This window comes from Chitinophaga deserti (assembly GCF_003149455.1).
Lineage (GTDB): Bacteria > Bacteroidota > Bacteroidia > Chitinophagales > Chitinophagaceae > Chitinophaga > Chitinophaga deserti.
In genome coordinates this window covers 143,564-168,350 of sequence record NZ_QFFK01000009.1, presented here as the reverse complement: position 1 = coordinate 168,350, position 24,787 = coordinate 143,564, and the positions used below count along the sequence as shown (strand labels likewise).

The 24,787-nt window shown below is 50.4% G+C and carries 22 protein-coding genes; 9 read left to right on the top strand and 13 right to left on the bottom strand.

Annotated elements, in window-relative coordinates; translation table 11 throughout:
- The first annotated feature begins 66 nt into the window (after window positions 1-66).
- The gene (locus DEV76_RS20515; RefSeq protein ID WP_109699807.1) at window positions 67-1,305 is read left to right on the top strand and encodes an ROK family protein; all 1,239 of its coding nucleotides are present in this window, start codon (window positions 67-69) and stop codon (window positions 1,303-1,305) included.
- Window positions 1,306-1,421: 116 nt separating this feature from the next.
- Here DEV76_RS20515 and DEV76_RS20510 read toward each other — a convergent pair whose 3' ends face one another.
- The 4 genes from DEV76_RS20510 to rhaT are packed head-to-tail and all read right to left on the bottom strand — an operon-like array spanning window position 1,422 to window position 7,215.
- The gene (locus DEV76_RS20510) at window positions 1,422-2,771 is read right to left on the bottom strand and encodes an FGGY-family carbohydrate kinase (protein WP_109699806.1); all 1,350 of its coding nucleotides are present in this window, start codon (window positions 2,769-2,771) and stop codon (window positions 1,422-1,424) included.
- A gap of 3 nt (window positions 2,772-2,774) precedes the next feature.
- Window positions 2,775-4,049 carry a sugar isomerase gene (locus DEV76_RS20505; RefSeq protein ID WP_109699805.1) on the bottom strand — a complete coding sequence of 425 codons (1,275 nt, stop codon included), beginning with the start codon at window positions 4,047-4,049 and terminating at the stop codon, window positions 2,775-2,777.
- 12 nt (window positions 4,050-4,061) lie between these two features.
- Complete coding sequence (locus DEV76_RS20500) at window positions 4,062-6,152, bottom strand: bifunctional aldolase/short-chain dehydrogenase (RefSeq protein WP_109699804.1); 2,091 nt, start codon at window positions 6,150-6,152, stop codon at window positions 4,062-4,064.
- A gap of 7 nt (window positions 6,153-6,159) precedes the next feature.
- Entirely contained in the window at window positions 6,160-7,215 is a 1,056-nt protein-coding gene (gene rhaT / locus DEV76_RS20495; RefSeq protein ID WP_109699803.1) for an L-rhamnose/proton symporter RhaT, read from the bottom strand.
- 109 nt (window positions 7,216-7,324) lie between these two features.
- Here rhaT and DEV76_RS20490 point away from each other — a divergent pair, with 109 nt between their 5' ends.
- The 5 genes from DEV76_RS20490 (at window position 7,325) to DEV76_RS20470 (ending at window position 12,819) form a co-directional block, all read left to right on the top strand.
- Entirely contained in the window at window positions 7,325-8,353 is a 1,029-nt protein-coding gene (locus tag DEV76_RS20490) for a GntR family transcriptional regulator (RefSeq protein WP_109699802.1), read from the top strand.
- A gap of 303 nt (window positions 8,354-8,656) precedes the next feature.
- Window positions 8,657-10,027, top strand: a complete 1,371-nt coding sequence (gene tig / locus DEV76_RS20485) for a trigger factor (protein ID WP_109699801.1) — start codon at window positions 8,657-8,659, stop codon at window positions 10,025-10,027.
- Window positions 10,017-10,736, top strand: coding sequence for an ATP-dependent Clp endopeptidase proteolytic subunit ClpP (gene clpP / locus DEV76_RS20480; protein WP_109699800.1), 720 nt, complete (start codon window positions 10,017-10,019; stop codon window positions 10,734-10,736). Before tig ends, clpP begins: the two co-directional genes overlap by 11 nt.
- Before the next feature lie 604 nt (window positions 10,737-11,340).
- Complete coding sequence (clpX, locus tag DEV76_RS20475; protein ID WP_109699799.1) at window positions 11,341-12,585, top strand: ATP-dependent Clp protease ATP-binding subunit ClpX; 1,245 nt, start codon at window positions 11,341-11,343, stop codon at window positions 12,583-12,585.
- A 33-nt stretch (window positions 12,586-12,618) separates the two neighbouring features.
- Entirely contained in the window at window positions 12,619-12,819 is a 201-nt protein-coding gene (locus tag DEV76_RS20470) for a hypothetical protein (protein WP_109699798.1), read from the top strand.
- A gap of 108 nt (window positions 12,820-12,927) precedes the next feature.
- Here DEV76_RS20470 and DEV76_RS20465 read toward each other — a convergent pair whose 3' ends face one another.
- Together DEV76_RS20465 and DEV76_RS20460 are read right to left on the bottom strand one after the other, a co-directional pair.
- A complete protein-coding gene (locus tag DEV76_RS20465) occupies window positions 12,928-13,503 on the bottom strand; it encodes a cupin domain-containing protein (RefSeq protein ID WP_109699797.1) in 576 nt (191 codons plus the stop codon).
- 2 nt (window positions 13,504-13,505) lie between these two features.
- Window positions 13,506-14,381 (bottom strand): c-type cytochrome, encoded by an 876-nt coding sequence (locus tag DEV76_RS20460; protein ID WP_109699796.1) that lies wholly within the window; start codon window positions 14,379-14,381, stop codon window positions 13,506-13,508.
- 95 nt (window positions 14,382-14,476) lie between these two features.
- Between DEV76_RS20460 and DEV76_RS20455 the strand changes: the two genes are divergently transcribed.
- Window positions 14,477-14,968 (top strand): helix-turn-helix transcriptional regulator, encoded by a 492-nt coding sequence (locus tag DEV76_RS20455; RefSeq protein ID WP_109699795.1) that lies wholly within the window; start codon window positions 14,477-14,479, stop codon window positions 14,966-14,968.
- A gap of 229 nt (window positions 14,969-15,197) precedes the next feature.
- On the opposite strand, the gene DEV76_RS20450 is transcribed toward DEV76_RS20455, so the two are convergent.
- The 7 genes from DEV76_RS20450 to porX all read right to left on the bottom strand — a co-directional run bounded on the left by DEV76_RS20450 (window position 15,198) and on the right by porX (window position 22,248).
- Window positions 15,198-16,823, bottom strand: a complete 1,626-nt coding sequence (locus DEV76_RS20450; RefSeq protein ID WP_109699794.1) for an NADP-dependent glyceraldehyde-3-phosphate dehydrogenase — start codon at window positions 16,821-16,823, stop codon at window positions 15,198-15,200.
- Between the two features lie 170 nt (window positions 16,824-16,993).
- Window positions 16,994-17,461: a hypothetical protein gene (locus DEV76_RS20445; RefSeq protein WP_109699793.1), complete on the bottom strand. Its 468-nt coding sequence runs from the start codon at window positions 17,459-17,461 to the stop codon at window positions 16,994-16,996.
- Between the two features lie 125 nt (window positions 17,462-17,586).
- On the bottom strand, window positions 17,587-18,708 hold the full coding sequence (locus DEV76_RS20440) for an acyl-CoA dehydrogenase family protein (protein WP_232827004.1): 1,122 nt from the start codon (window positions 18,706-18,708) through the stop codon (window positions 17,587-17,589).
- A 37-nt stretch (window positions 18,709-18,745) separates the two neighbouring features.
- Complete coding sequence (locus DEV76_RS20435) at window positions 18,746-19,486, bottom strand: ComEA family DNA-binding protein (RefSeq protein WP_157963015.1); 741 nt, start codon at window positions 19,484-19,486, stop codon at window positions 18,746-18,748.
- A gap of 42 nt (window positions 19,487-19,528) precedes the next feature.
- Complete coding sequence (locus DEV76_RS20430; RefSeq protein WP_109699790.1) at window positions 19,529-20,293, bottom strand: MBL fold metallo-hydrolase; 765 nt, start codon at window positions 20,291-20,293, stop codon at window positions 19,529-19,531.
- Window positions 20,290-20,673: a hypothetical protein gene (locus DEV76_RS20425; RefSeq protein WP_232827003.1), complete on the bottom strand. Its 384-nt coding sequence runs from the start codon at window positions 20,671-20,673 to the stop codon at window positions 20,290-20,292. The genes DEV76_RS20430 and DEV76_RS20425 overlap by 4 nt, the downstream gene beginning before the upstream one ends.
- 21 nt (window positions 20,674-20,694) lie before the next feature.
- Window positions 20,695-22,248: a T9SS response regulator signal transducer PorX gene (gene porX / locus DEV76_RS20420; protein ID WP_109699789.1), complete on the bottom strand. Its 1,554-nt coding sequence runs from the start codon at window positions 22,246-22,248 to the stop codon at window positions 20,695-20,697.
- A 160-nt stretch (window positions 22,249-22,408) separates the two neighbouring features.
- Between porX and DEV76_RS20415 the strand changes: the two genes are divergently transcribed.
- Complete coding sequence (locus DEV76_RS20415; RefSeq protein WP_109699788.1) at window positions 22,409-23,635, top strand: HD domain-containing protein; 1,227 nt, start codon at window positions 22,409-22,411, stop codon at window positions 23,633-23,635.
- 92 nt (window positions 23,636-23,727) lie between these two features.
- Complete coding sequence (gene lpxD / locus DEV76_RS20410; RefSeq protein WP_109699787.1) at window positions 23,728-24,783, top strand: UDP-3-O-(3-hydroxymyristoyl)glucosamine N-acyltransferase; 1,056 nt, start codon at window positions 23,728-23,730, stop codon at window positions 24,781-24,783.
- The last annotated feature ends 4 nt before the right edge of the window (window positions 24,784-24,787 follow it).

Here is a 24,787-nt window from a genome sequence, read left to right as displayed (position 1 = left end):
TTAATTAAATATTTTATTAATTAGGTAAGATTATAACCGGAAGGTGATTTATGCTATTTTTCGAGGATGACCGGTCATACATTTTTTGAAGACCTCCGGAATGGGGAAATAACGGGGGTGGCGTATAAGAATCTTCAGCTTAAGAAGCAGATATTGTCGTGGTTCGTGAATACCGGCAACGCCACTATCGCTGACCTGAGCCGGGAGCTGAACGCCAGTGTGCCTAAAGTGGGTGAGCTGGTGAACGAACTGATTACTGACGGACTGGTCAAAGACTACGGTAAAATTGAAGCAGCAGCCGGCCGCCGGCCAAACGTATATGGCCTTGAACCGGATTCTTTCTTCTTCGTAGGGGTCGATATCAAGCAGTATTATGTGAATCTCGGTTTGGGTGATTTCCGGAATAACCTGGTACGCACACAGGAAAAGGTGCCCTTCCATCTCAAAAACACCCCTGAAGCACTCAACCGCCTGTGCGACATCATCAGTGAGTTCATCGAAACTTCCGGGAAAGGAAAAGGCAAACGCAAGGTACTGGGCATCGGGGTTAACCTGTCTGGCCGCATCAACTTCAAATCAGGCTATAGCTACAGCTTCTTTCATTTCCAGGAAGACCCGCTCAGCAAAGTGATCGAACAAAGGCTGGGCATTTCCACTTTCCTTGAAAACGATTCCCGTGCCGTGGCATATGGGGAGTTCAGCAGCGGCAGTTATACCAATGAAAAAAATGCCTTCTTCATCAACCTCGAGCATGGCATCGGGATGGGAATGTTGCTGAACGGACAATTGTACTACGGTAAATCGGGCTTTGCCGGTGATATCGGCCATATTCCGGTTTTCGAAAACGAAATCCTTTGTCACTGTGGCAAAAAGGGCTGCCTTGAAACAGAAGCTTCCGGCGCGGCGCTTACCCGCATATTCATTCAACGCATCCGGGAAGGTGCCAGCAGCATTCTGGCCAAACGGTTCCCTAACCCGGGGGATATTCAGCTGGAAGACATCCTCGAAGCCGTGAAGCAGGAAGATACACTGGCCATCGAGCTTATAGCGCAGATCGGTGAAAAGCTGGGCCGCGGCATCGCTATTCTCATTAATATCCTCAATCCGGAGCTGGTGATCCTGGGCGGAGCGCTTGCTTCTACGGGCGATTACATCATGCTGCCCATCCGCAGCGCCATCAATAAATATTCCCTGACATTGGTGAATAACGATACCAGGCTGGTGTTATCCCGCAAGGGAGAACAAGCGGGTATGTCGGGCGCCTGCCTGCTGGTACGCGACAGGTTGCTTGCACTAATCGACTAAATAATAAGATGGAGCAGCAAATAAATATTTGCACTCTGTATGCTATTCACTTAACACGTATCTAATCAGCAATTATTACAAACAGTCGCTGCCGATCAGGTGCATCGTGAAGTCTATCATCCAAGAATTTCAGTGCAGGGATCGGGATAAAAGGTTAGTTCGATCAGCTTTTCCGGCAGCGGCCCCTGCTGCCAGGCGCTATGCAGTGCCAGTGCGGCTCCCAGTGCCGTGGCTTGCGGAACTGTTGCAGCATATACTGCCACACCAGGGAATTGTGCTGCCAGCATTTGCATGAATACATCATTCTTCCCAAAGCCTCCATCCACAAATATCTTACTTACCGGTGCGCCATTCAGCACCAGTGATGTGGAGCGGTATTGTGCGGTAACAAGGTCGTACATGAGCTGGTGATACGCTTCCACATCGCTCCTGAAACCGGCCATATCGCGCGTGGCGAAATCTCCGCCTGCTTCCATCCGGTCCATTAACTGCGGCACGAAACTTACCGATTGGTAATGGGCAGGCTGGCGGTTGAAATACTCCGCGATCCTTGCCACTTCGCGTTCATGTACAAACCCGGAAAAGAGGCGCGAGGCTTTCACGGGGCGTGCATCGTACGAAAGGTAACACAGGCAATCCTGCTCCAGCTCTTCCGCTGTTAGCGGCGTGGAATTGAACGGATTGAGACTGATGCACCAGGTGCCCGTGGAAATAAGTGCAAATGGTTCGCGGAACTGCATCAGGTAAGGGATCAGAGCCGCGGATGAATCATGAAGACCGGGCCCTGTGAGCACTTCCTTTCCTCCCGCCTTTCCCTTCATCACCTGCCCCGCTTCGCGCAGCGGCGCCATTACACGGGTTAGCTGTTCTCCATGCACCCACTCGTGATAATCCTTCTTTTCGAAATCCCACAATGCCGTGTGGCAGCCCAGGCTGGTAATATCCGCACAGGGCATACCAGTGAGCAGGTAGCTTACATATTGCGGTAAATGCAGGGCATACTTCACCTGATTGAAAAGCGCGGGGCGCTCTGCCTGTAAACGGTATAGTTGCAGGCCTGAATTGAGACTATCCAGTGCAGGAGAAGCGGTTTGCCTTGAGAAGCCCGCCTTTCCGCCGTATTGCGTATAAAGCCCTTCGCGTAATGCTTCCGGGTAAGGTTTCAGGTAATTATAAAGTGGCGTGAGCGCACGGCCATCCGCATCGATGTAAACAAGGCTGGCGCCATAGGCCGATATGTTTACAGCACGTACATCTACGCCTGGAAGTGCCATTGCTTCTTCCAGCGAGGCCTGTACGAAATCGCGCAGGCTGTGGATGCACTCGCAGGCATCCCCGTCTTCGTCTGCCGTTTCCGGGAGGCGCACATTCTTCTCATGCACCACCCGGTAACTTTCGTCGAAGAGGAATAGTTTCTTATTGGTTTTGCCGATGTCCAGTACGGCGATAACGGGAATTGAATTCATGATCTATAAACCTGTGGCGATGGTAACAAGCCCTCTTTCGCGGATGAGTCCTGCACGCACCTGCTCGCCGCGATATACTCCAAGCGGATCAAGTACACCGCCTGAACGGAGGCGCGCTTCTGCCACCAGGGGCCTTACATCTGTTCGGTATGCCTGCTGCAGTATTTCCTGCGCGGCCACTACATCGTTGCGTTCCTGCGCGGCAGTCAGCTTAGCACGGTCTACCAGCAAAGCCTGTGCATAAGCGATCTGGATCGCTTCCACGGATTGCAGTAAATCTTCGAGGGGATCTTTTACATTATGTGAAGCATCGATCATCCATCCGAGATCAGTGGCGTGTTGCATATTACGCGCATTCATCCCGTCTACCAGTTCACAGAAAATCAGGAACAGCTGGTAAGGCTTGATGCTGCCAACGGTAAGATCATCATCACCGTATTTCGAATCATTGAAATGGAAACCGCCCAGCTTCCCTTCCATCAGCAACAACGAAACGATCTGTTCGATGTTGGCATTGGGGAGGTGATGGCCAAGGTCTACCAGTGTATATGCCTTATTCCCGAGCTTAGAAGCATAGAGATAGGATTGGCCCCAGTCGCCCACGGTAGTGGAATAGAAGTTAGGTTCGAAGGCTTTGTATTCCACGAACATTTTCCAGTTATCGGGCAGCGCTGCATAAATCTCCTGCAGTCCTTCCAGCGTATTCTCAAACGCTTTCCGGAAGCTGAGCTGACCGGGGAAGCAGGAACCATCAGACAGCCAAACTGTGAGTGACTCCGAGCCAAGGGCAATACCATGGCGGATTACTTCGATGTTATGCTCGATAGCCTGCTTACGCACATCGCGGTTCACGTTTTGCAGCGAGCCGAATTTATAACTGTGTGCCTGCCCGGGCTGGTCCTGGAAAGTATTGGAGTTCATCGCATCGAACTTCAGGCCATGCGCGGCAGCAAGGGCACGGATGTGTGCAGGATCTTCCGGGATATCCCAGGGGATATGGAGGGAGATGGCGCCGCTGGCGCGATTGAGGCGATGCAGCAGGCCTATGTCTTCGATCTTTTCTTCGAGGTTGCGGGGTTCCCCGCCTGCAGGGAAGCGGCCGAAGCGGGTGCCTCCGGTACCCAGTGCCCAGCTGGGAATCGCGATCTGAAAAGCACCCAGCTGCTGAATGATATCGTCTGCATGAGGGATTTCGCCCTGCAGGTATGTTAGCGCCCGCTCGTGTTTGCGGAGCGACTGACTGTTATATCCGTCAATTTTGTTCTGGTCGATTTGCATGGTGTTCTAATTTTATCTGACAAATGCCATGGCTACGCCGCCGTCTACATTCAGTACATTGCCCGTGGCTTTCTGTAATAATCCTCCCACAAAAGCGAAGCAGGCATCCGCGATATCTTCCGGCAGGATCACCTGGTTGAGCAGGGTGCGTTTCGCATAATAAGCCGGTAACTCTTCTACCGTTACGCCATAGGCTTTCGCTCTTCCTTCGGCCCATGGGCCCGCCCAGATGGTGCTGTCGGCAATTACGGCATCCGGGTTCACGACGTTTACACGGATGCGGTCTTTCCCAAGTTCTGCTGCATTCAGGCGGCTCAGGTGGAGCTGCGCGGCTTTCGCTGAACCATATGCTGCGTTGTTGGGCCCTGACACCAGTGCGTTCTTGCTTACGATGTTCAGCACATCGCCACCGAGGTTTTGCTTGCGCATTACCTCCACACCTGCCTGCGTTACGAAGAACTGGCCTTTTACAAGAACGTCGTACAGCAGATCCCAGTCTTTCTCCGTATGCTCTTCAAGTGGTTTGGAAATCGACAGTCCGGCGCAGTTCACCACAATGTCGATACCTCCGAATGCCAGTGCCGCAGTGCCATATGCGCCGGCTACATTCTGTCCGTCTTTAACATCGAGCAATGCGGAAGCACAGGTATCTTTTCCAAACTCCTTGTCGAATGCTGCTTTTGCTTCGGCGAGGCGGTCGGGGTTGTTATCACTGAGCACCACAACTGCGCCTTCCTGCGCAAACTTCCGGGCAATGGCTTTACCGATACCTCCTGCGCTGCCTGTTACCAGAGCAATGCGGCCGGTGAGGGCTTTAGGCTTGGGCATCCGCTGCAGCTTCGCTTCTTCCAGCAGCCAGTATTCAATATCAAACGCTTCCTGGTGTGGCAGCGAGGTGTAAGACGATACCGCTTCCGCGCCGCGCATCACGTTAATGGCATTGATGTAAAACTCTGCTGCCACGCGTGCCGTTTGCTTGTCTTTTGCGAAGGTGAACATACCAATTCCCGGGCACAATATCACAACAGGATTAGGATCGCGCATAGCGGGACTGTTGGCATGCTTACAGCTGTCGTAGTATGCCGCATACATTTTGCGGTATGCTTCGAATGCTGCTTCCAGTTTGAGGCGGTCGCCCGCCATTTCAGGATGCACTACCAGCGGGCTTATCTTGGTACGCAGGAAGTGGTCGGGGCAGGAAGTACCCAGTGGTGCAAGGCGCTCCAGATCGTTGGAATGGATGAACTGCAATACGCGCTCATCATCCGTGAAATGGCCGATCATACGCTGGTGCGAAGAAGCGAGCCCTCTCAGCACCGGCGCCAGCTCTGCCGCTTTGGTGAGCCTTTCGGCTTTGGGGAGTGCTTCCATGCGGGGGCCGCCAAATACAGGGCGTGCCTTACCGAGGTTCTTCTCCAGGTATTCCGCACATTGCTCTATTACTTCGAGCGTGTTGATATAACTTTCATATGCCGTATCTCCCCAGGTGAAAAGACCGTGCGAGCCCAGCATGATACCGCGGATGCCGGGGTTCTCATCGAGGCATTGTTTGAGCTGCAGGCCGAGATCGAAGCCCGGGCGCTGCCAGGGTACCCATCCTATCTTCCCGCCAAAAAGTTCTTTGGTGATCTGCTCCCCGTCTTTCGCCGCAGCAATGGCTATGGCTGCATCGGGGTGCAGGTGGTCGATATGTTTGAAAGGCAGAAACCCGTGCAGGGGGGTATCAATGGAAGGGGCTTTTGATTTGAGATCGTAAATGCAATGATCGAACAACGCTACCATTTCATCTTCCATCTGCATACCGGTGTAGATATTTTTCAGGGCACGGAGCCGGTCTACATACAACGCTGCGAGCCCGCTGCGCTGAAGGGTGCCAAGATCGCCGCCGGAGCCTTTTACCCACATTACCTCCACGGGCTTGCCGGTGAGCGGATCGGGAGCTGTAGCCTTGCAGCTGGTATTACCTCCTCCGTAGTTGGTGAGCCTGAGATCGGCCCCCAGGAGGTTGGAACGGTAAATCAGCAGGGCCACTTCATCGCCCGCCATCGCGGCAGCTTTGGCCTCATCCCATAAATAACTTACATGTTTAAATTGCTTCGTCATCGATCAATTAATTTTCAAGTGAACTGCCGTATCCTACCAGCATGACAGACAAAATAATGGTGGCGATGCCCGCCAGCACCGTCCGGTAGGTTTTAGGGGATACGCCTTTCCATTCCTTCAGCGCAAAACCCCACAACGTGGAAATGAGAATGATAAAGGCCATGTGCAGAATCCAGGAGCCGGCGCCGTTGCCCAGCTTGCTTTCGCCCATGCCATAAAAGAAAAACTGCATGAACCAGGTAGTACCGGCCAGCGCGGAAAAGAAGAAATTCGCAGCCAGGGGCGTTTCCTTATTCGTATAATCTTTGAAAGAACGGTTGCGTGCATTCAGTATCATACACCAGATGAAATTCGTTGTGAGTCCGCCGAGCATGATCACCACAAATGTTACGTTGTTGGCGAAAAGCGGATTGGCGCCATTGGCTACTGCAGCCTCCCCCATTGATCCACCGGCGGAAATAGCGAAGCTCATACATGCGCTGAGTATCCCTGAAATACTGGCTACCGTTAATCCTTTCTTGAGATCGAATTCGCGGATGTTCTCCTGTTTCTGATCATCCGTCAGTTCCTTTTCTTTCCGCATGCCTGCTTTCCCGCTGATCATGATACCAAGGAGGCAAACCGCAACACCAATCAGTACAAACAATCCGCCATGGGTGCTTACCATCGTACCAAAGTCTGTTCCGCCTTCTGCCATGATGCTGCGGTAGATGGGAGGTATCAGTGCGCCGAATGCGGAACAGAAACCCAGTGCTACTGCCATACCGAGGCTCATACCGAGATAGCGCATAGACAGTCCGAATGTTAACCCTCCGATGCCCCAAAGCACCCCGAGGAAGTAAGTCCAGAAAAGCGTGGTGCTATCCGTGTTCCGGATGATGTCCATGAAACCGGGTACGGTGATCCATGCTGCAATGAAAGGAACGATCAGCCAGGAAAACATGCCGCCGGTGATCCAGTAACTTTCCCAGTTCCAGCCTTTGACTTTTTTATAAGGCAGATAAAAACTGCCGGAGGCGAACCCGCCCAGTAAATGGAAGAACAATCCCAGGATAGCGTTCATAAACGTGGATTTTGTAAGTGCTTCACAAAATATGCAAACCCCTCCGAATCACTGTCATGCCCCATCCTGCCTGTGTTTTTTCAATTTATTCACTACTTTGGGAGACGTTATGAAAACACCAGACATCCTCCGGCATATTGCCATCGACGACTTTTCCGCTACGCCAAAATACCAGCAGCTGGCTGATGCTTTGCTGCAGGCAATCGGCGAAGGAAAAATCCGGCAGAACGACATTCTCCCTTCCATCAACGAGCTTTCCTATAAGCTCGACATTTCGCGTGATACCGCTGAGAAATCGCTGAAGCTGCTGAAGGCGCGTGGAATACTGGGCTCCGTGCCGGGGAAAGGATACTTCGTGCAGCAAACGGGGCTGCGCCAGCAGTTTAAAATCCTGCTTCTTTTCAACAAGCTGAGCGAACATAAAAAGATCATTTATGACGCCTTCGCCGGTAAACTGGGCGATGCCGCCAGCATCGATTTCTATATCTACAACAGCGATTTCGGTTTGTTCAAAAAACTGCTGCAGCGAAATTTGTCGGAGTATACCCACGTGGTAGTGCTGCCGCACTTCCGGGAGCGCGTACAGGTAGATGAGCTGTTGAACGACATCCCGCGCGATAAACTGCTGCTGCTCGATAAGAAGCTTAAAGGGGTGACCGGGCCATACGGGGCGGTATATGAAAACTTCCGGGAGAACATTTACGAAGCGCTGGAGGTGTTGCGGGAGCGGCTGGAGCAATACCAGGCGCTGACCCTGATTTTCCCGGAGAACACCTATTACCCGGATGAGATCCTCGACGGCTTCCAGCAGTTTTGTCAGGACTACGCCTTCCCTTCCCGGGTGGTGCATGATGTGGAGGCGGAAGAAGTGCGGCAGGGGGAAGTGTATATTAACCTGCGGGAAAGCGACCTGGTGGAGCTGATCGGTAAAACGAGGGCGCAGGGGTTGATGCCGGGGAAAGACACGGGGATCATTTCATATAACGAAACACCATTGAAACCCTTTATTCTGAACGGGCTTACTACTATATCGACAGACTTCCAGCTGATGGGAGAGCTGGCGGCCGGGATGATCCTTGACGGGGTGCTGACGCAGGTGGAGGTGCCCTTCCGTGTTACGCCGCGGGCCTCGCTCTGAGGGTACCCATTCCGATACTTTCACATATGACTGCCACGGGCGTAAAATTCACGAAAACGCACTATCTTCGCGCTTCGCCGGTAGTGGCATTTTTTCACAAACCGTTGAAGCCTACCCCTTTAGCCAGGGCCAAACGTCCGATTACGGACCGCAGGAGTGATATTCTGTCGGTCTTCCGGCCCGCCCGCCCTGCAAAAAAGGCAGGTTTACCGCACTGCGGGCACGTGGCACAATCTTGGTTGACAGGATTGGGCACGGAACAAGAGATTTTATATTCTGTGTTTAAATAATAACAAAAAACAAATGGCAACCGTAACCAGAGAGAACATTGGTTTATTAAATGATAAGATCACTGTGAAAGTGAGCCAGGAAGATTACCTTCCGAATTTCGAGAAAGCTGTAAAGCATTTTTCCAAAAACGCCAACATCCCTGGGTTCCGGAAAGGCCAGGTTCCTGCCGGTATGATCAAGAAAATGAGCGGCCAGGCACTGTTTGCGGACGAAATCCTGAAAACGGTGGAAAAGGAACTGATGTCTTACATACAGACCGAAAAACTGGAAATTTTCGCCCAGCCCCTCTCTATGGAGAACGAAGCGAAGAACTTCGATTACAATAAGCCCGAGAATTTCGATTTCGAATTCGAAGTAGGCCTGAAGCCTTCTTTCGAAGTAGATTCCCTCCTCAGCAAAACCTCCCTCACCCGCTATAATGTAAAGGTGACCGACGAGATCGTTGACCAGGAGCTGGACCGCCTGCAGCTGAAAGGCGGCAAAATGACCGAGCCCGAAACCGTAACTTCCGAAAATAACGTACTGAACCTCGAGTTCCTCGAGTCAGACAGCAAAGGAAATATCGCTGAAGGCGCTGAAAAGAAAGAAAACTCTCTGCTGGTGAAAACCTTTGCAGCTGCCGCTCAGGAGAAATTCATGGGCAAAAAAATCGGTGATACCGTAGTACTTCAGCTGTCTAAAGCTTTCGATAAAGACCGTCTCGACCACATCATTAAAGATCTGGGCCTGGCAAACGATAAAGACGCTGCGAAAAAATACTTCCAGCTCACCATCACCAAAGTAAGCCTTATCGACAAACGTGAACTGAACGAGGAATTCTTCAACGAAGTATACCCCGGCCAGAACATCACTACTGCCGAAGCTTTCCGCGAAAAACTGCGCGAAGAGATCGGTAAGTACTGGAAACAGGAAGCCACCAACCACCTGCACAACGATCTTTTTGAGACACTTGTGCACGAAACACCTATCGAGCTTCCTAAAGATTTCCTCAAACGCTGGCTCCAGAAAGGCGGCGAAAATCCTAAAACGGAAGAGGAAGCCGAAAAAGAATACCCGAACTTCGACCATCAGCTGCGCTGGACGCTTATCAGCGATAAACTGATCCGTGATAATCAACTCGACGTTTCTTTCGAGGAACTGAAAGACAATGCACGCACCAAACTGATGTCTTACTACGGCCTTGGCGGAGAGCAGGCTGAGTGGATGGACAGTTACCTGGAGCGCCTGCTGCAAGACGAGAAATACGTTGACCAGACTTATCGCGAACTGATCACCCAAAAGCTGTTTGACTGGGCTGAAGGAAAGGTGAACGTAAAAACAGAGGAAATTACTGCAGAAGATTTCGTTAAATTACCTCATAAACATCACCATCATGCACATTAATAACGAATTCCGGAAGTATGCGATCCAACACCGTGGAATCAGCAGCCTGGTTGTAGATAGTTATGCCCGTCACCAGATCAACTCGCTTACTCCCTATATCATTGAGGAGCGCCAGTTGAATGTTACCCAGATGGACGTGTTTTCGCGCCTTATGGCCGACCGTATCATCTTCCTGGGCGACCCCGTGAACGACTATGTGGCTAACGTGATTACCGCACAGTTACTGTTCCTGGAGTCTGCCGATCGTAACCGCGACATACAGATGTACATCAATAGCCCCGGTGGCTCCGTTTACGCCGGTCTGGGTATCTATGATACCATGCAGATCGTTTCGCCCGATATTGCCACAATCTGCACCGGTATGGCCGCCTCTTTCGGCGCTGTATTGCTGGTTGCCGGCACCAAAGGCAAGCGCACTGCCCTGAAGCACGCCCGTGTAATGATCCACCAGCCTCATGGCGGTGCGGAAGGTCAGACTTCCGACATTGAGATCACTGCACGTGAGTTCGTAAAGCTGAAAAAAGAGCTGAACGAAATCATCGCCTCCCACTGCGGCCAGTCCGTGAAGAAAGTGGAAAAAGACGGTGACCGCGACTTCTGGATGACCGCTGACGAAGCCAAGGAATATGGCATCATCGACGACGTTCTGGACAAGAATCCCCGTAAGAAAGCTGTGGAAGGTGGTAACACTCCTCCTCCTGCCATCTAACGGATCAACGCATAAAAAAAGGCGCTTCTCAAAAGGAAGCGCCTTTTTTTATGTACTAATAGCAAGTAACGCAATCTAAATCAAGTGATTACTTACAATCACTGCCTAATACTATCCCTTTCCATCCAATTCAGTGGGGTGATAGTATAATTCGCTGATAATTAGGCAAACATGGAGTTACAAGTTAGAATGAAGATAAGATGTAGTTAAGATGAAGCAGTTATCCAGGTAAGATCTACGGCTTTTCATAAGGTTTCAAAGCACTAAACATGCAATATTCAAACAGTACTCAAGCACTTAACAAGCACTCTTCTAGCACTCTCAAGCACTCTTTAAGCACTCAACAAGCACTTTTGATGCACTCTTGATGCATCAGCAAGCACTCTTCATGCACTCAGCACAAATTAGTGTAAGGTTTCATTCCCCAAGAGGGAAACCCGCTGCTCCGGTATTCACCGCATGTACCGGGTTCCTGAAATGTTAATGGGAACTGTTGTTTCCTGTTACTCACACTGCGATTCTCCCTTCCATAACCCGGGAAAAAAGCTTAATTTTGTAACCTTGTAAATCAGGCTCTAACAGCCTTACATTAAAAACCAGATAAATGAAAGAATCCAAGATACGCTGTTCGTTCTGCAACCGGAATAAAGACGAGGTGAGGATACTGATCGCAGGCGCGGACGGCCATATCTGTGAAAACTGCGTGGCCAACGCACAGGAGATCATTGAGCAGGAACTGAGCCCCGCCGGGGAAACTCCCCGCAAAGCCGCCCCTTCCCATTTTGTGCCGAAAGTGGCTAAACCTGTGGAAATCAAGCATTTCCTGGACGAATATGTGATTGGACAGGACGATGCCAAGAAGATTCTTGCCGTTGCAGTTTACAACCACTACAAACGCCTTAACCAGCAGGTTACGGAAGATGATGTGGAGATCGAGAAAAGCAACCTCATCATGGTGGGTGAAACCGGTACTGGTAAAACACTCCTGGCAAAATCCATCGCCCGCCTCCTCAACGTTCCCTTTACTATCGTAGACGCTACCGTGTTTACCGAAGCAGGTTATGTGGGAGAAGATGTGGAAAGCATCCTTACCCGCCTCCTCCAGGTTTGCAACTACGATGTGGAAGCTGCTGAAAGAGGCATCGTATACATCGATGAGATCGACAAAATTGCCCGTAAAAGCGATAACCCTTCCATTACCCGTGATGTAAGCGGCGAAGGCGTGCAACAGGGCCTCCTGAAGCTTCTGGAAGGTACAGAGGTACTCGTTCCCCCGCAAGGTGGCCGTAAACACCCTGAACAGAAGCTTATCAAGGTTAATACGCAAAATATCCTCTTTATCTGCGGAGGTGCATTTGATGGGGTAGACCGTATCATTGCCCGCCGTGTGCAGACCCATTCCATTGGGTTTACCGTAAACAAAGAGCAGGAAGAAGCTAACCGCAAACACATTCTCCGTTATGTGAACTCACAGGATCTGAAGCAATTTGGCCTTATCCCCGAACTGCTCGGCCGCCTGCCGGTAGTAACCTACCTGAACACGCTTGATCTGGATGCCCTTAAAGCGATCCTCACCGAGCCGCGTAACGCGCTCATCAAACAGTACAAAAAACTGTTCAAGGTGGAAGGTATTGAGTTTGAGATAGAAGACGATGCGGTAGATTATATCGTGGAAAAAGCGCTGGAATACAAACTGGGCGCCCGCGGCCTCCGCTCCATCTGTGAAGTGGTACTGGCCGAAGCCATGTTCCAGCTTCCCAGCACAAACGAGAAGTCTTTCGTGCTTACCCGTGCCTATGCCATGGAAAAGCTCGAAAAGAGCACACTCGTAGCCCTCAAGGTTGCCTGATCACCCGTTCATTAAACGATAAAATCAAACCCGATGCAAGAGCTTATTCAGCAGGTAAAAGATAAAGCCGGTATTTCTGACGAACAGGCCGTACAGGCCATAGAAGCCGTAAAAGAATTTGTGAAAAGCAAATTGCCCCCGATGATCGCAGGCAATGTGGATGTGTGGTTTGCCGGAATGGCCGGCGGCGCCCAACCCAAGAAGCCGGACGCCGCGGAAGATTTTCTGGATTAACTTAAGCCGCGCGGCGGATACTGCGGCAGGCGTCAGACACCAGGCAGTAAATGAAATCCCGCGAATTCTGCGCAGCAGACACTAGCAACAATAACATATTCATCTTTTTTATACAGAGGCGCCAACCGGCGTCTCTGTTCGTTTATAATACGGTTCCAATTCCTTCATCACTCCTTTCCGGCGCGCCCTTTTCCCCAGGTACCTGAACAACCGGCGCTGGAACCAGTAAGGCATGAATGGCAGATACGTTTCTCCTATATCCAGCAACACTGCCAGATGGCTGAACTTCAGCGGTATGCCTTTCTTATCCACCCTCCCGTCTGCCGCCAGGCCGTAAGCAATCCTGAGCGTATCCTCAAAACCACCCGCCGGCGAAATCGTTACCCGGAAAGTAACCGGTTCCTTTTTACTGGGGTTAAAGAAGAGGTGTCGGACATATAACGCGACATCTGCCGTTCCACCCCTACGCAGGTACAAAATTTCTTTTCCCACCTGCAGGCCCAGCTCCCCTTTTACCACCTCGAAATGCTCCAGGTAAGTAGTATGGTAATGCAGGCCGTTCTTACCCTCCGGCGCCAGTTCCACTTCCACCGTTACCCGCTCTCCGCCGGTTTCTTCCGCAGTTTCCAGAAAGGTGACTTTATCACCGATGATAGGATTGTATATCGTTCTGGGGAGGGACATAGTTACAGGGTTTTTAAATAACGGTATAAAGCGGTCAGCTCTTCATCTGAATACTGGTTCGTCATTTTCCAGGGCATGTCTTCGTTCTTCATGGCACGTCCCTCAGGCGTCTGGCCGGTACGGAGCACGGCAATAAAGTCCTTCTCAGACCATTTGCCAACGTTACCGGCCGTGGTTATATCGCGGACGTAAGTACCACCCGGAATGGGGCTGTCGCCGCCTTTAAGGTTCGGCTGATGGCATCCGGTACACGACATGGAAAGGTACTTTCCGTATTCAACAGTGGGGCCTTTAGGAATAACCGCACCGGGTTTGTAGGCATGGTCTATTTTTTCTGCAGGGATCAGCGGCAATTTATCAATGCCGGCGAGCACAGTACCCAATGGGCCCAGGCGGGGTTCTGCCGTAACATGATCTACCGGCGTAACGGATTTGCAATAAGCGATCAGCGCACCAAGATCCTGATCACTCATCTTGTAATACTCGTAAGATGGCATCACCATCAGCGATTTACCGTTCTTCCGGATGCCGTGCCGCAGGGCAAGTATCCAGTCGCGGTCGCTGTAGTCAGCAGGCCGGCCACCTTTCCCACTGGTCAGATTTGTACCATAGAGGGTACCGATGGGACCTTCGTCAATAAAAATTTGTCCTTCCAGTTCTGCCCCATGGCAGTCTGCACAGCCGCGGGTAGCGTAGATATGCGCACCGGCCGCCACAGTCGCGGAATCGGTGGGAATATCGAACATCCGTACATCTACGTTGTAAATTTTGTCCTTCTTATTATTCACCTTAATATGCATGGTGAAATAAAAAATAAGTACGCCGGCGATGAGGACTCCGATGATACCGCCTGTCCATTTCAGTATTTTCCGCAACATTAGATTGATTATTTTTATGGCATCAAAAGTACGTACCGCTAATAACCCCGGTGGTACGGGAAACGGATAAATCAATACGATAAACGGATTACGTTATGACCCCAAAAGCTTTAACCGACGCGCAGAGCGCAGTCGCAAATCATGCATTTTACATGGATTATGCCGCCGTTGCGGAACAGGATTACCCGGGCGACTGGGACCCGCTGCAGGCCTTACTTCACTTCCAGGTAAAGCCCGGGCCGGGGCGTATAATTCCCGCGGCCGATGTGGCACGCCTTCAATCTGTCAAGGATTTCCTGCGGGAGCATTACCTCGACGAGCACCTTAGCTTAGGCTATCTCTGCCGGTGCTTTGGCCTCAATGAATTTAAACTGAAGAAAGGATTCAAGCAATTATTCGGTAACACCGTGTTCGGCTATGTGCAGGAGATGCGGATGAAAACCGCGCGGCGCTTGATTATCGAGGAAAAGAAAAACATCAATGAAGTAGCTGATTTCCTTGGTTACAGCTCTCCCAATCACTTCTCTGCTGCATTCAAGCGGCTATACGGCTTCTCGCCGGCTAAGCTGAAAGCGTGGCAGATGTAGGGTTTGGTGCAAATAAAAACCGCCCCAAGGGGGGCGGCTTCTTTTTGGAGTAAAATTTTCTCGATCTTTCTTAATGTTTAGGTTGATAAATTGGTAAGGAAAGTAATTAACTCAAATTTAACTTTCTGTTATCAATTTTCCATCACACTAAGGTGTAAATATTCAAAAAACTGTAAAAAAGAATGCAGATAATCACTAAGTTATATGGTGACAGCATATTTACAGTTGATTAAAATATATACTTTGTCGATAAAAAGTTCGATGATTGGGCACTTACGATCTCATTTATGAGTGCTTTGTTCTCTTCTGTCTGTTTTGTAGCCACTAAAGAGCGGATAGAAAAGGCGCGTAAAGCATCAAAAACGGAGAGTGTTGCCTCTGCGGAATCCTTTCTTCCGGTGAAAGGGAAGATGTCGGGCCCGCGTTGACACTGGCAATTTATATTCACCCGGCTTACCTGGTTCACCAGCGGATCAATGAGCGTTGCCAGCTCTGCTGCATCGTTGGAGAACACTGCCACCTGCTGCCCGTGATCTGCTTCGATCAGGTAGCGGACAGGCGTTTCAATATCATCAAAAGGTACCACCGGTATTACGGGGCCAAATTGCTCCTCCCGGTATAACTTCATCTTCTCGTTTACAGGATACACAATAGCCGGATAAACAAACGATGCGTTTGCCGCGCCGCCATTGCGATTGATCACTCTGGCGCCATGTGCCACGGCATCCGCCACACAGCTCTGGAGGTAGCCCGGCTTCTGGGGTTCCGGCAGCGGGGTGAGGAATACATCTTTCTCCCAGGGCATACCGAACTTCAGTTTACCCACTGCATCTGCGAACTTCTCAAGGAATACATCCGCCACACTGCGGTGCACATATATAATCTTGATGGCAGTGCAACGCTGTCCGTTAAACGAAAGCGAGCCCAGCACACATTCCTTCACGGCAAGGTCAATGTCGGCCTTCTCTGTGATGATGGCGGCATTCTTGGCATCCAGGCCGAGGATCGCGCGGAGGCGGTTCACCTTCGGGTGCATTTTCTTCAGCTGGTCTGCCACTTTGCTGGACCCGATCAGTGTGAGCACATTGATTTTCCCGGATTCCATTAATGGCTGGATGATGACGTTTCCACGGCCATATATCGTGTTTACCACGCCTGCGGGGAAGCAGTCGCGGAATGCTTCCAGCAATGGGTAATGCACTAAAGTGCCATGTTTGGGAGGTTTAAAGAGCAGCGTATTACCCATGATCAGGGCGGGAATCAGTGTGGTAAACGTTTCATTAAGCGGGTAATTGAACGGGCCCATACACAGTACCACGCCAAGCGGGCTGCGCCTGATCTGGCCAATGATCCCCTGCTCAATGGCGAACGAAGATGATTTACGGTCGAGGTTCTTCAACGCATCAATCGTAGCGTGAATGTATTCTACCGTACGGTCGAATTCCTTTACGGAATCGCCATAGGATTTACCGATCTCCCACATGATGAGCTGTACCACTTCCTGCTTCTTAGCGATCATCCTGCCGGTGAATTTCTCCACACAGGCAATACGCTCTGCTACAGACATGGTGGGCCACTCTCCCCTGCCGTCGGCATACGCCTTTACAGCTGCGTCGAGCGAAGCCTTTGCTTCTTCCTGTCCGCATAAGGGATACGACCCGATCACACGGCGCTCCAGGCCGTTGGGAGTCTTAATACAAATGGGCGACACTACGGTGTGCACGTCGCCATGCCAGTTTTTCATAACGCCGTCTGACAGATAGCTCCGCTGATGGATTTCACCGGGCAGGTTATACTCCGCAGGAATAGCGGCTGCATCCGGGAAAAGATGGCTTAATTGGTCTTCAAAGGTCATAAGTTAGGATTCTAATGGCGCGTAAGATATAAAAGATAAATAAAAAAATAAGCAGATCATTATCAACCTATTACCATATTGCAATCGATTGATTATATCTATGCATTAGTTTATGAACTAAAACCCGGATGCATTAAAATAGTATTACTTTGGGTGAATTTTGAAGAACCTTAAGTGTCCGGCATCCTCTTCTTCTGATGGAAGATTTGCAGAATCTGCTCACTGTTGTTTGTTGTTATATAGCGTGTTTTTCCATTGCGTAATTCCAATTTCAACACGTCCTTACCATCGAAGATATATCCCCAACCATCGCCCGCATAGCGGATTCCCCATCCACCGAAGTTCATGCCCCGCTTCATTTGTGAAATGCTCATCACATCTTCCCACAAAAAACTGCGCTGCAACCGTATCAGCGGCCGGATCTTCATGCAGATGCCCCGTTCATCCACATCCAGCCGCATATGCATCCATACAATAAGCCCGCCGAGCACAATCACCGCAATCACCGAAACGATACCGAGCTCCCACCAATCCCCGGTTGTTGCGGCCATGTATGTAAACAGCACAGTCTGCGCAACGAGAATGACCCCGAAGATCCACTTCAATACTGCGGGCATGTATTGTGTTTCTGAAATCATGCTGTACGCTTTGAAAGCAAATTAATCAAAAGCCGCACATCCTCCGGGAAATGCTATAAAACTGCAGCGGCTGGCCCTAACAGGAGCCAGCCGCTGACTATACGGATTGACCTTTTGATACGATATTAAGCTTTGAGTACTTCTCTGGCGATCACGATTTTCTGTATTTCGCTCGTGCCTTCACCGATGGTGCACAGCTTCGCGTCGCGATAGTATTTTTCTACCGGGAAATCTTTGGTATAACCATAACCACCAAACACCTGAACGGCTTCATTTGCGATGGATACGGCAATTTCCGAAGTGTAGTATTTGGCCATGGCGGCCTGCTTCGTCATAGGAATCTTTTTATTCTTCATATCGGCAGCCTGCATGGTGAGCAGTTCTCCGGCAGCGATCTGAGTGGCCATATCCGCGAGCTTGAAGGAAATACCCTGGAAGCTGGAAATAGGTTTATCGAACTGGTGCCGTTCCTGCGAATACTTCAACGCTGCATCGTATGCTCCTTTTGCAATACCGAGCCCTAATGCTGCAATTGAGATACGTCCTCCGTCGAGTACTTTCATCGACTGTATGAATCCGTCGCCTTCCTTGCCAAGCATGTTCGCAGCAGGGATGCGGCAATTATCGAAGATCATTTCGGCAGTTTCTGATGCACGCATGCCGAGTTTGTTTTCTTTCTTCCCACCGCTGAAGCCCGGTGTTCCGCGCTCTACAACAAAGGCGGTCATACCATGGCTGTCGCGCACTTCACCAGTACGGGCAATTACTACGGCAACATTGCCGCTTCTGCCATGTGTGATCCAGCATTTGGTGCCATTGATCACCCACTCGTCTCCTTCCTTACGGGCGGTGCATTTCATATTCATGGCGTCGGATCCGGTGTTGGGTTCTGTGAGTCCCCAGGCGCCAATCCATTCGCCGGCAGCCAGCTTCGGCAGCCAGCGTTGCTTCTGCTCTTCGTTTCCGAATTGCAGGATATGACCGGTGCACAAACTATTGTGTGCAGCAAGGCTCAGCCCGATAGCACCGCAAATCCGCGATACTTCACTGATTACGGTCACATATTCGAGATATCCGAGGCCGGAGCCACCGTAACTTTCCGGTACAAGCACGCCCATTAAACCCAGTTCTCCCATCTTATGAAACAGGTCGGCAGGAAAAGTCTGCGATTCGTCCCACTCCATTATATGAGGCTGGATGTTCGTTTTTCCGAAGTCTTTTATCACTTGTGCAATCTGTTGTTGCATGTCCGTTGGCTGAAAATTCATAACCTGAAATCGTGTTTTAAGGGGCGATTAAGTATTTTTCAATTTTACGATAAATGGAGTCATTCACCAAAGGCAGCCTTTTGAGGTCTTCTACCTGCCTGAAACGCCCGTTGGCACTGCGAAAGCGGATGATGGCACGGGCCAATTTCGTGTTGATGTATGGATGATTGGTCAAAGATTTCTCATCTGTATCGTTGACATCGATCTTTCTTAGAGATTCGTTACCCAGTCTTAGTAAAGGTTGAATTTTATTAAATACGGAATCCGGTAAACCATAGGTTTCGCTTACTTGTATGACACTATGGAAGCCGCCAAGCCGCTCCCGGAAGCGGACAATCCTCCCTGCATAGCCACTTCCGATGTATGGCAACCGCTCCCATTCCGCACTGTCTGCCGTGTTAATATTGATGATTTCCGGCGTTTTCTTTACCCAGGTTTTCTTCCATGTACTATCGGTTTTACGAAAGGCACTATCCCTCCAGCGCGATTTCCGGAATGCACTATCGCGGTGATACCGGGGCCGCTTCCAGCTGGCGCGCATACTGTCGTACTTCCGTGTTTTCTCCATAGCCCCTTCGGCCAGGAGCCTCTCAAGGGCAAGCTCCGCCTGCGCCAGGCCCGCCGTATCATCCGGAGGCGGCGATGCGCGGATATGTGGCCATACGGCCGGTAAACATTGACAAATAAGAATGAGAATAAGCAGGCAGGCTATACCCTGCCGTTCCCCGCGGGAAAAATTGAAAAAGGAGTCCGGCACAAACAATGGTTTTAATGGATGCCGAATGTAAAGATTATTTGATTACAAAATTACTTCGAGGCCATCGTATGCGAGGTGCATACCTTCCGGCAATGTGGGGTCTACTTCTGCATGTAATCCAAGCTGGTGGCTGATGTGCGTAAAGAGCACTTTCGGCACTTCCAACTCCCTGCCTAAATCGATTGCTTCATCGAGTGTAAAATGCGAGATGTGTTTTTCACGACGCAGCGCATTCAGCACCAGTACTTTTGAACCGCGGATCTTCTCCTTTTCTTCCGGCGCAATGAAATTAGCGTCGGTAATGTAGGTGAAGTCGCCGAACCGGAAGCCCAATACCGGCATTTTATGATGGAGGACATTAACAGGGGTAAACCTCAGTCCGTTCACCGAAAATGCTTCGCTGCCAATTGTCTGGAGGTTAAGTTCCGGAATACCGGGGTATTTGAAATCCGCGAAAGCATAGGAGAACTCGCGGATGATGACATCCTGCGAATATTCGGAGGCGTAAATATCGATAGGCTGCTGCTGGAAATAGTTGAATGCGCGGATATCATCCATCCCGGCGATATGATCTTTATGGGAATGGGTGATCACCACTGCTTCGAGGCGCTTTACCTGTGCGCGGAGCATCTGGTAGCGGAAATCAGGAGTGGTATCGATCACGATATTGCCGGCGGTTTCGTCGGAGATCATGATACTGCTGCGCAGCCGGTTGTCGCGCGGGTCTTTGGAAGCACATACCGGGCATGGACAGGCGATGACCGGCACACCCTGCGAGGTGCCCGTGCCAAGGAAAGTTACTTTCACGGCTGTGGTGTTTCCGGGTTTTCGTTAGCAGATTCGTCCGCTCCTTCTTCCCCGGCCTCATCTTTCGCCGCAGCTTCTTTCCCTGCTTTGATAGCTTCTTCCTTCAGGGCTTCGGCCTTGCTGTCGAGCACCTGGCGGTAGAGCTTCTGTGAATCCGGCGTAAGGAAACCCTCTTCCAGCGTGATGGCCGGCAGAATGTCGAGCAGGGCATTGATGCGCCCTTCCACGTTCAGGAATTTGTTCACCACCACCACTTTCTTATGTTCCAGAATGCAGTAGCCGGAGTTAAACGTTCCCTTCTCGAAGCGAATAATATACTTCGCTTCGTCAAAAATCTTTTCCAGCTTCGCCAGGTTATTGGGGGTACTCTTCAGGTTCATATGTTCTCTCCCGTTGTTTTTCTATTTGCTTACCATCCTCGCTACCGGTACAATCATCTCTTCGAGAGAAATACCGCCATGCTGGAAGGTGTTGCGATAATAGTTAACAAAATAATTATAATTGTTCGGATAGCAGAGGTATCCGTCTTCGCGGGCAAAGATATAAGAAGAATTGACATTAGGCCTCGGCAGCCCTGCATCTTTCGGATCGCGGAATGCCAGCACCTCCTTAGGGTCGTAGTTCAGATTCCGCCCGTGCTTGTAGCGCAGGTTGGTGGTAGTCTGTTTATCCCCAATCACTTTCACCGGTGTTTTCACCCGAACAGATCCGTGATCTGTAGCAATGATCAGGTTGATCTTCTTATCTGCAATCTTCTTCAATGCCTGGTGCAGCGGCGAATGCTCAAACCAGCTGGTGGTGATGGAGCGGTAGCTCACCTCGTCGCCCGCGAGTTCCTTGAGCACTTCCATTTCCGTACGGGCATGGCTGAGCATATCCACGAAGTTATAAACCACTATGTTGAGCGGATAGTTCAACATATTATGAATGTTATTGACGAGATGCTGTCCGTCGGCATGGTGGGTCACTTTTGTGTAGGAGAACCGCGGGTCCATTTTAAGGCGGGCCAGCTGGGCAGCCATGAATGACTCTTCGTACAGGTTCTTTCCTCCTTCCTCATCATCATTCTTCCACTCTTCCGGAAACTTCGCTTCGATATCTATCGGCAGCATACCGGCAAAAATGGCGTTACGGGAATATTGGGTGGATGTGGGGAGGATGCTGTAAAAGGTATCTTCCTCCACAAGCCGGAACGTTTCGGAGAAGATGGGCTGTATGGCTTTCCACTGGTCCAGCCGCAGGTTATCGATCAGTACAAAGAAGTTTGGAACGGAAGGGTCCAGCAGGGGCACCACCTTCTTGGAGAAGAGGGTATGGCTCATGATGGGAGCGCCTTTGGCGTTGGGAGTCATCCAGTCGGAGTAATTCCGGTTAATGAACTTGGCGAACTCGGTATTGGCTTCAGCCTTCTGCGACTGGAGTACTTCCAGCATTTCAGGGCTGTCCGATTTTGCCATTTCCATTTCCCAGTACACCAGTTTTTTATAGATATCCGCCCATTCTTCATGGTTTGGATTATCGTTCAGGGCCATGAACAGCGTCCGGAATTGTTGCTGGTAAGCCGTGGTGGTTTTCTCAGCCACGAGGCGTTTATTGTCGATGATCTTTTTAAGGGAAAGCAATACCTGGTTAGGGTTCACCGGTTTAATGAGGTAATCGGTGATCTGCGAACCAATGGCGTCGTCCATTACGTTTTCCGCCTCGTTTTTGGTGATCATAACAACGGGGATCTGCTGGTTGATCTCTTTGATCTTGCCCAGCGTTTCCAGTCCGGTTATACCCGGCATGGATTCGTCCAGCAATACCACGTCCACAATGTTTTCCTTCAGGAATTCAAGAGCATCGTACCCGTTTGTGAGGGCGGACACCTTGTATCCTTTGTTTTCTAGGAAGATGATCTGCGATTTAAGGGAATCGATTTCATCGTCGACCCAGAGTATGTTGATTTGGTTCATGTATACGAATTACGAATTAATTTAGAATATATTGGCAATTATTTGGATACGGTCAAAAATCGTACCCGCGCGGCGTTAAAACGCGGAACAGGGGCTTCCGGTTCAGCGAAAGTTTGCGGGGATGGCGTAGATTTGTACCGTCCGAATATAAAATAACTGAATGACTGACCGTAAACGCAAGATTGTGAACGACCCGGTGTACGGGTTTATCACAATTGATCATCCATTGATTTTCAGCCTCATTTCGCACCCGTATTACCAGCGGTTGCGGCGGATACACCAGATGGCACTTGCTCACCTGGTATATCCCGGCGCTATGCACACGCGGTTTCATCACAGTATGGGTGCTTACCACCTGATGAGCTGTGCGCTGGCTGAGCTGAAGGGTAAAGGAGTAGATATTTCGGAGGATGAAGAGGTGGCGGCAAAAATGGCCATATTATTGCATGATATAGGCCACGGGCCTTACTCTCATGCTTTGGAGCATACATTAGTGGAGGGCGTTTCTCACGAGGAAATATCCCAGCTGCTGATGCAGGAGCTCAACCGCGAAATGGATGGCGCACTGAATCTTACTTTGGAGATCTTTAACGACCGTTATCATAAAAAATTCCTGCATCAGCTGGTTTCCAGCCAGTTAGACGTAGACAGAATGGATTACCTGAGCCGAGACAGCTTTTATACAGGTGTTTCGGAAGGGGTGATTTCCTACGACAGGATCATTAAAATGCTGACGGTGGCCAACGGAGAACTGATGGTGGAGGAAAAAGGTATCTATTCCATTGAGAAGTTCATTGTGGCGCGGCGGCTCATGTACTGGCAGGTATATCTGCATAAAACAGTACTGAGTGCGGAAAATATGCTGGTAAAGGTGCTGCAGCGGGCCAAGGAGCTTGCGGGCCAGGGAGCGGAACTGTTTGCCTCCCCTGCCCTGCGGTACTTCCTGTACAGCCAGACCGGCCGGCAGGAATTTGAACGCGATCCGGCAGTTCTGGCGCAATTCTGCCTGCTGGATGATTATGATATCATGGGAGCGGTGAAGGTTTGGGCCGGGCATGCAGACAAAACGCTCAGTACCTTATGCCATTGGCTGGTAAACCGTCAACTTTTCAAGGTGACACTCCGGAGCGACCCTTTCGGGGCGGAAGAAGTGGCTGCCTTACGTGAAAAAGCACAGAAAGTGATGGGGCTTACCCCGGAGGAAGCGGAATATTTCGTATTTACCGACGCGGCCAGCCTGAAAGCGTATGATGCTGAAGATGAAAAGATTAACATATTATATAAGGACGGCAACGTGCGGGATATTTCTTCTATAGACAATGCACTCGTATCGCATACTTTAGCAAGACCGATAAAAAAATTCTACATTTGTCATCCAAAATTCTAGGCTAACAACGTTTTACACGAACTTAACATGTTAGTGAATCCATTCATATTAGCCGGAGGCGGCCTGGAAGGTAACTTTTTCAAATTATAACTATGCAATTCAGCGCATTACAGCTGGCTACCATACTGAACGGTAAGCTGGAGGGGGACCCGGAAGTGAAAGTGCACAATATCGCCAAGATAGAGGAGGCAGGGGACGGCATGTTAAGTTTCATTGCCAATCCTAAGTATGAAGAGTTCATTTATACTACCCAGGCTTCTATCCTCATCGTAAACGATACTCTGGAGATCGACCGGCCCGTGAAGCCCACGCTTATCCGTGTAAAGGACGCTTACAGCTCGTTTGCCCTGCTGCTGGAGAAATATCAGCAAATGGTAGGCGCGGGCGCTAAAACAGGCATTCAGGAGCCTTCCCATGTACCTGCCACGGTAAAAATGGGGACAGGGGTGTTCATTGGTGCCTTTGCTTACCTCGGCGAAAACGTACAGCTGGGCGACAATGTGAAGATTTATCCCGGTGTTTACCTGGGCGACGGTGTGAAGATCGGCAGCAATTCCGTATTGTACCCCGGCGTGAAAGTATATGACAACTGTGTACTGGGTAACCGTGTTATACTCCATGCCGGCTGTGTAATCGGGGGAGATGGCTTTGGTTTTGCCCCTCAGGCCGACGGTTCCTATAAAAAGGTGCCCCAGGTTGGGAACGTAGTGATCCATGACGATGTGGAGATTGGCGCCAATACAACAATTGACCGGGCAACCATGGGCTCCACCGTGATCCTTTCCGGTGTGAAGCTCGATAACCTGATCCAGATTGCCCACAATGTGGAAATCGGGCAGAATACGGTAATTGCGGCTCAGACGGGCATTTCCGGCAGTACTAAAATCGGCAGGAACTGCGTGATCGGCGGGCAGGTAGGCATCGTAGGGCACATCCAGATTGCCGACGGCACCCGGATCAATGCACAGAGCGGGCTTTCCAAATCAATCACCACGCCTAATACCGCCCTTACCGGCTCCCCGGCGTATGATTATAAAAGTTCACTGAAAAGTCAGGCAATTTTTAGAAATTTGCCGGAATTGGAAAAACGGGTTAAAGAGCTCGAAGACATGGTGAAACAGCTGCTGGCAGAAAAAGCCGGTGTGTAATTAT

Bases quoted from the DNA above. Each gene is read 5' to 3' on its own strand.
- DEV76_RS20515 (WP_109699807.1), top strand. From the start codon at position 67: ATGACCGGTCATACATTTTTTGAAGACCTCCGGAATGGGGAAATAACG.
- DEV76_RS20510 (WP_109699806.1), bottom strand. From the start codon at position 2,771: ATGAATTCAATTCCCGTTATCGCCGTACTGGACATCGGCAAAACCAAT.
- DEV76_RS20505 (WP_109699805.1), bottom strand. From the start codon at position 4,049: ATGCAAATCGACCAGAACAAAATTGACGGATATAACAGTCAGTCGCTC.
- DEV76_RS20500 (WP_109699804.1), bottom strand. From the start codon at position 6,152: ATGACGAAGCAATTTAAACATGTAAGTTATTTATGGGATGAGGCCAAA.
- rhaT (WP_109699803.1), bottom strand. From the start codon at position 7,215: ATGAACGCTATCCTGGGATTGTTCTTCCATTTACTGGGCGGGTTCGCC.
- DEV76_RS20490 (WP_109699802.1), top strand. From the start codon at position 7,325: ATGAAAACACCAGACATCCTCCGGCATATTGCCATCGACGACTTTTCC.
- tig (WP_109699801.1), top strand. From the start codon at position 8,657: ATGGCAACCGTAACCAGAGAGAACATTGGTTTATTAAATGATAAGATC.
- clpP (WP_109699800.1), top strand. From the start codon at position 10,017: ATGCACATTAATAACGAATTCCGGAAGTATGCGATCCAACACCGTGGA.
- clpX (WP_109699799.1), top strand. From the start codon at position 11,341: ATGAAAGAATCCAAGATACGCTGTTCGTTCTGCAACCGGAATAAAGAC.
- DEV76_RS20470 (WP_109699798.1), top strand. From the start codon at position 12,619: ATGCAAGAGCTTATTCAGCAGGTAAAAGATAAAGCCGGTATTTCTGAC.
- DEV76_RS20465 (WP_109699797.1), bottom strand. From the start codon at position 13,503: ATGTCCCTCCCCAGAACGATATACAATCCTATCATCGGTGATAAAGTC.
- DEV76_RS20460 (WP_109699796.1), bottom strand. From the start codon at position 14,381: ATGTTGCGGAAAATACTGAAATGGACAGGCGGTATCATCGGAGTCCTC.
- DEV76_RS20455 (WP_109699795.1), top strand. From the start codon at position 14,477: ATGACCCCAAAAGCTTTAACCGACGCGCAGAGCGCAGTCGCAAATCAT.
- DEV76_RS20450 (WP_109699794.1), bottom strand. From the start codon at position 16,823: ATGACCTTTGAAGACCAATTAAGCCATCTTTTCCCGGATGCAGCCGCT.
- DEV76_RS20445 (WP_109699793.1), bottom strand. From the start codon at position 17,461: ATGATTTCAGAAACACAATACATGCCCGCAGTATTGAAGTGGATCTTC.
- DEV76_RS20440 (WP_232827004.1), bottom strand. From the start codon at position 18,708: ATGCAACAACAGATTGCACAAGTGATAAAAGACTTCGGAAAAACGAAC.
- DEV76_RS20425 (WP_232827003.1), bottom strand. From the start codon at position 20,673: ATGAACCTGAAGAGTACCCCCAATAACCTGGCGAAGCTGGAAAAGATT.
- porX (WP_109699789.1), bottom strand. From the start codon at position 22,248: ATGAACCAAATCAACATACTCTGGGTCGACGATGAAATCGATTCCCTT.
- DEV76_RS20415 (WP_109699788.1), top strand. From the start codon at position 22,409: ATGACTGACCGTAAACGCAAGATTGTGAACGACCCGGTGTACGGGTTT.
- lpxD (WP_109699787.1), top strand. From the start codon at position 23,728: ATGCAATTCAGCGCATTACAGCTGGCTACCATACTGAACGGTAAGCTG.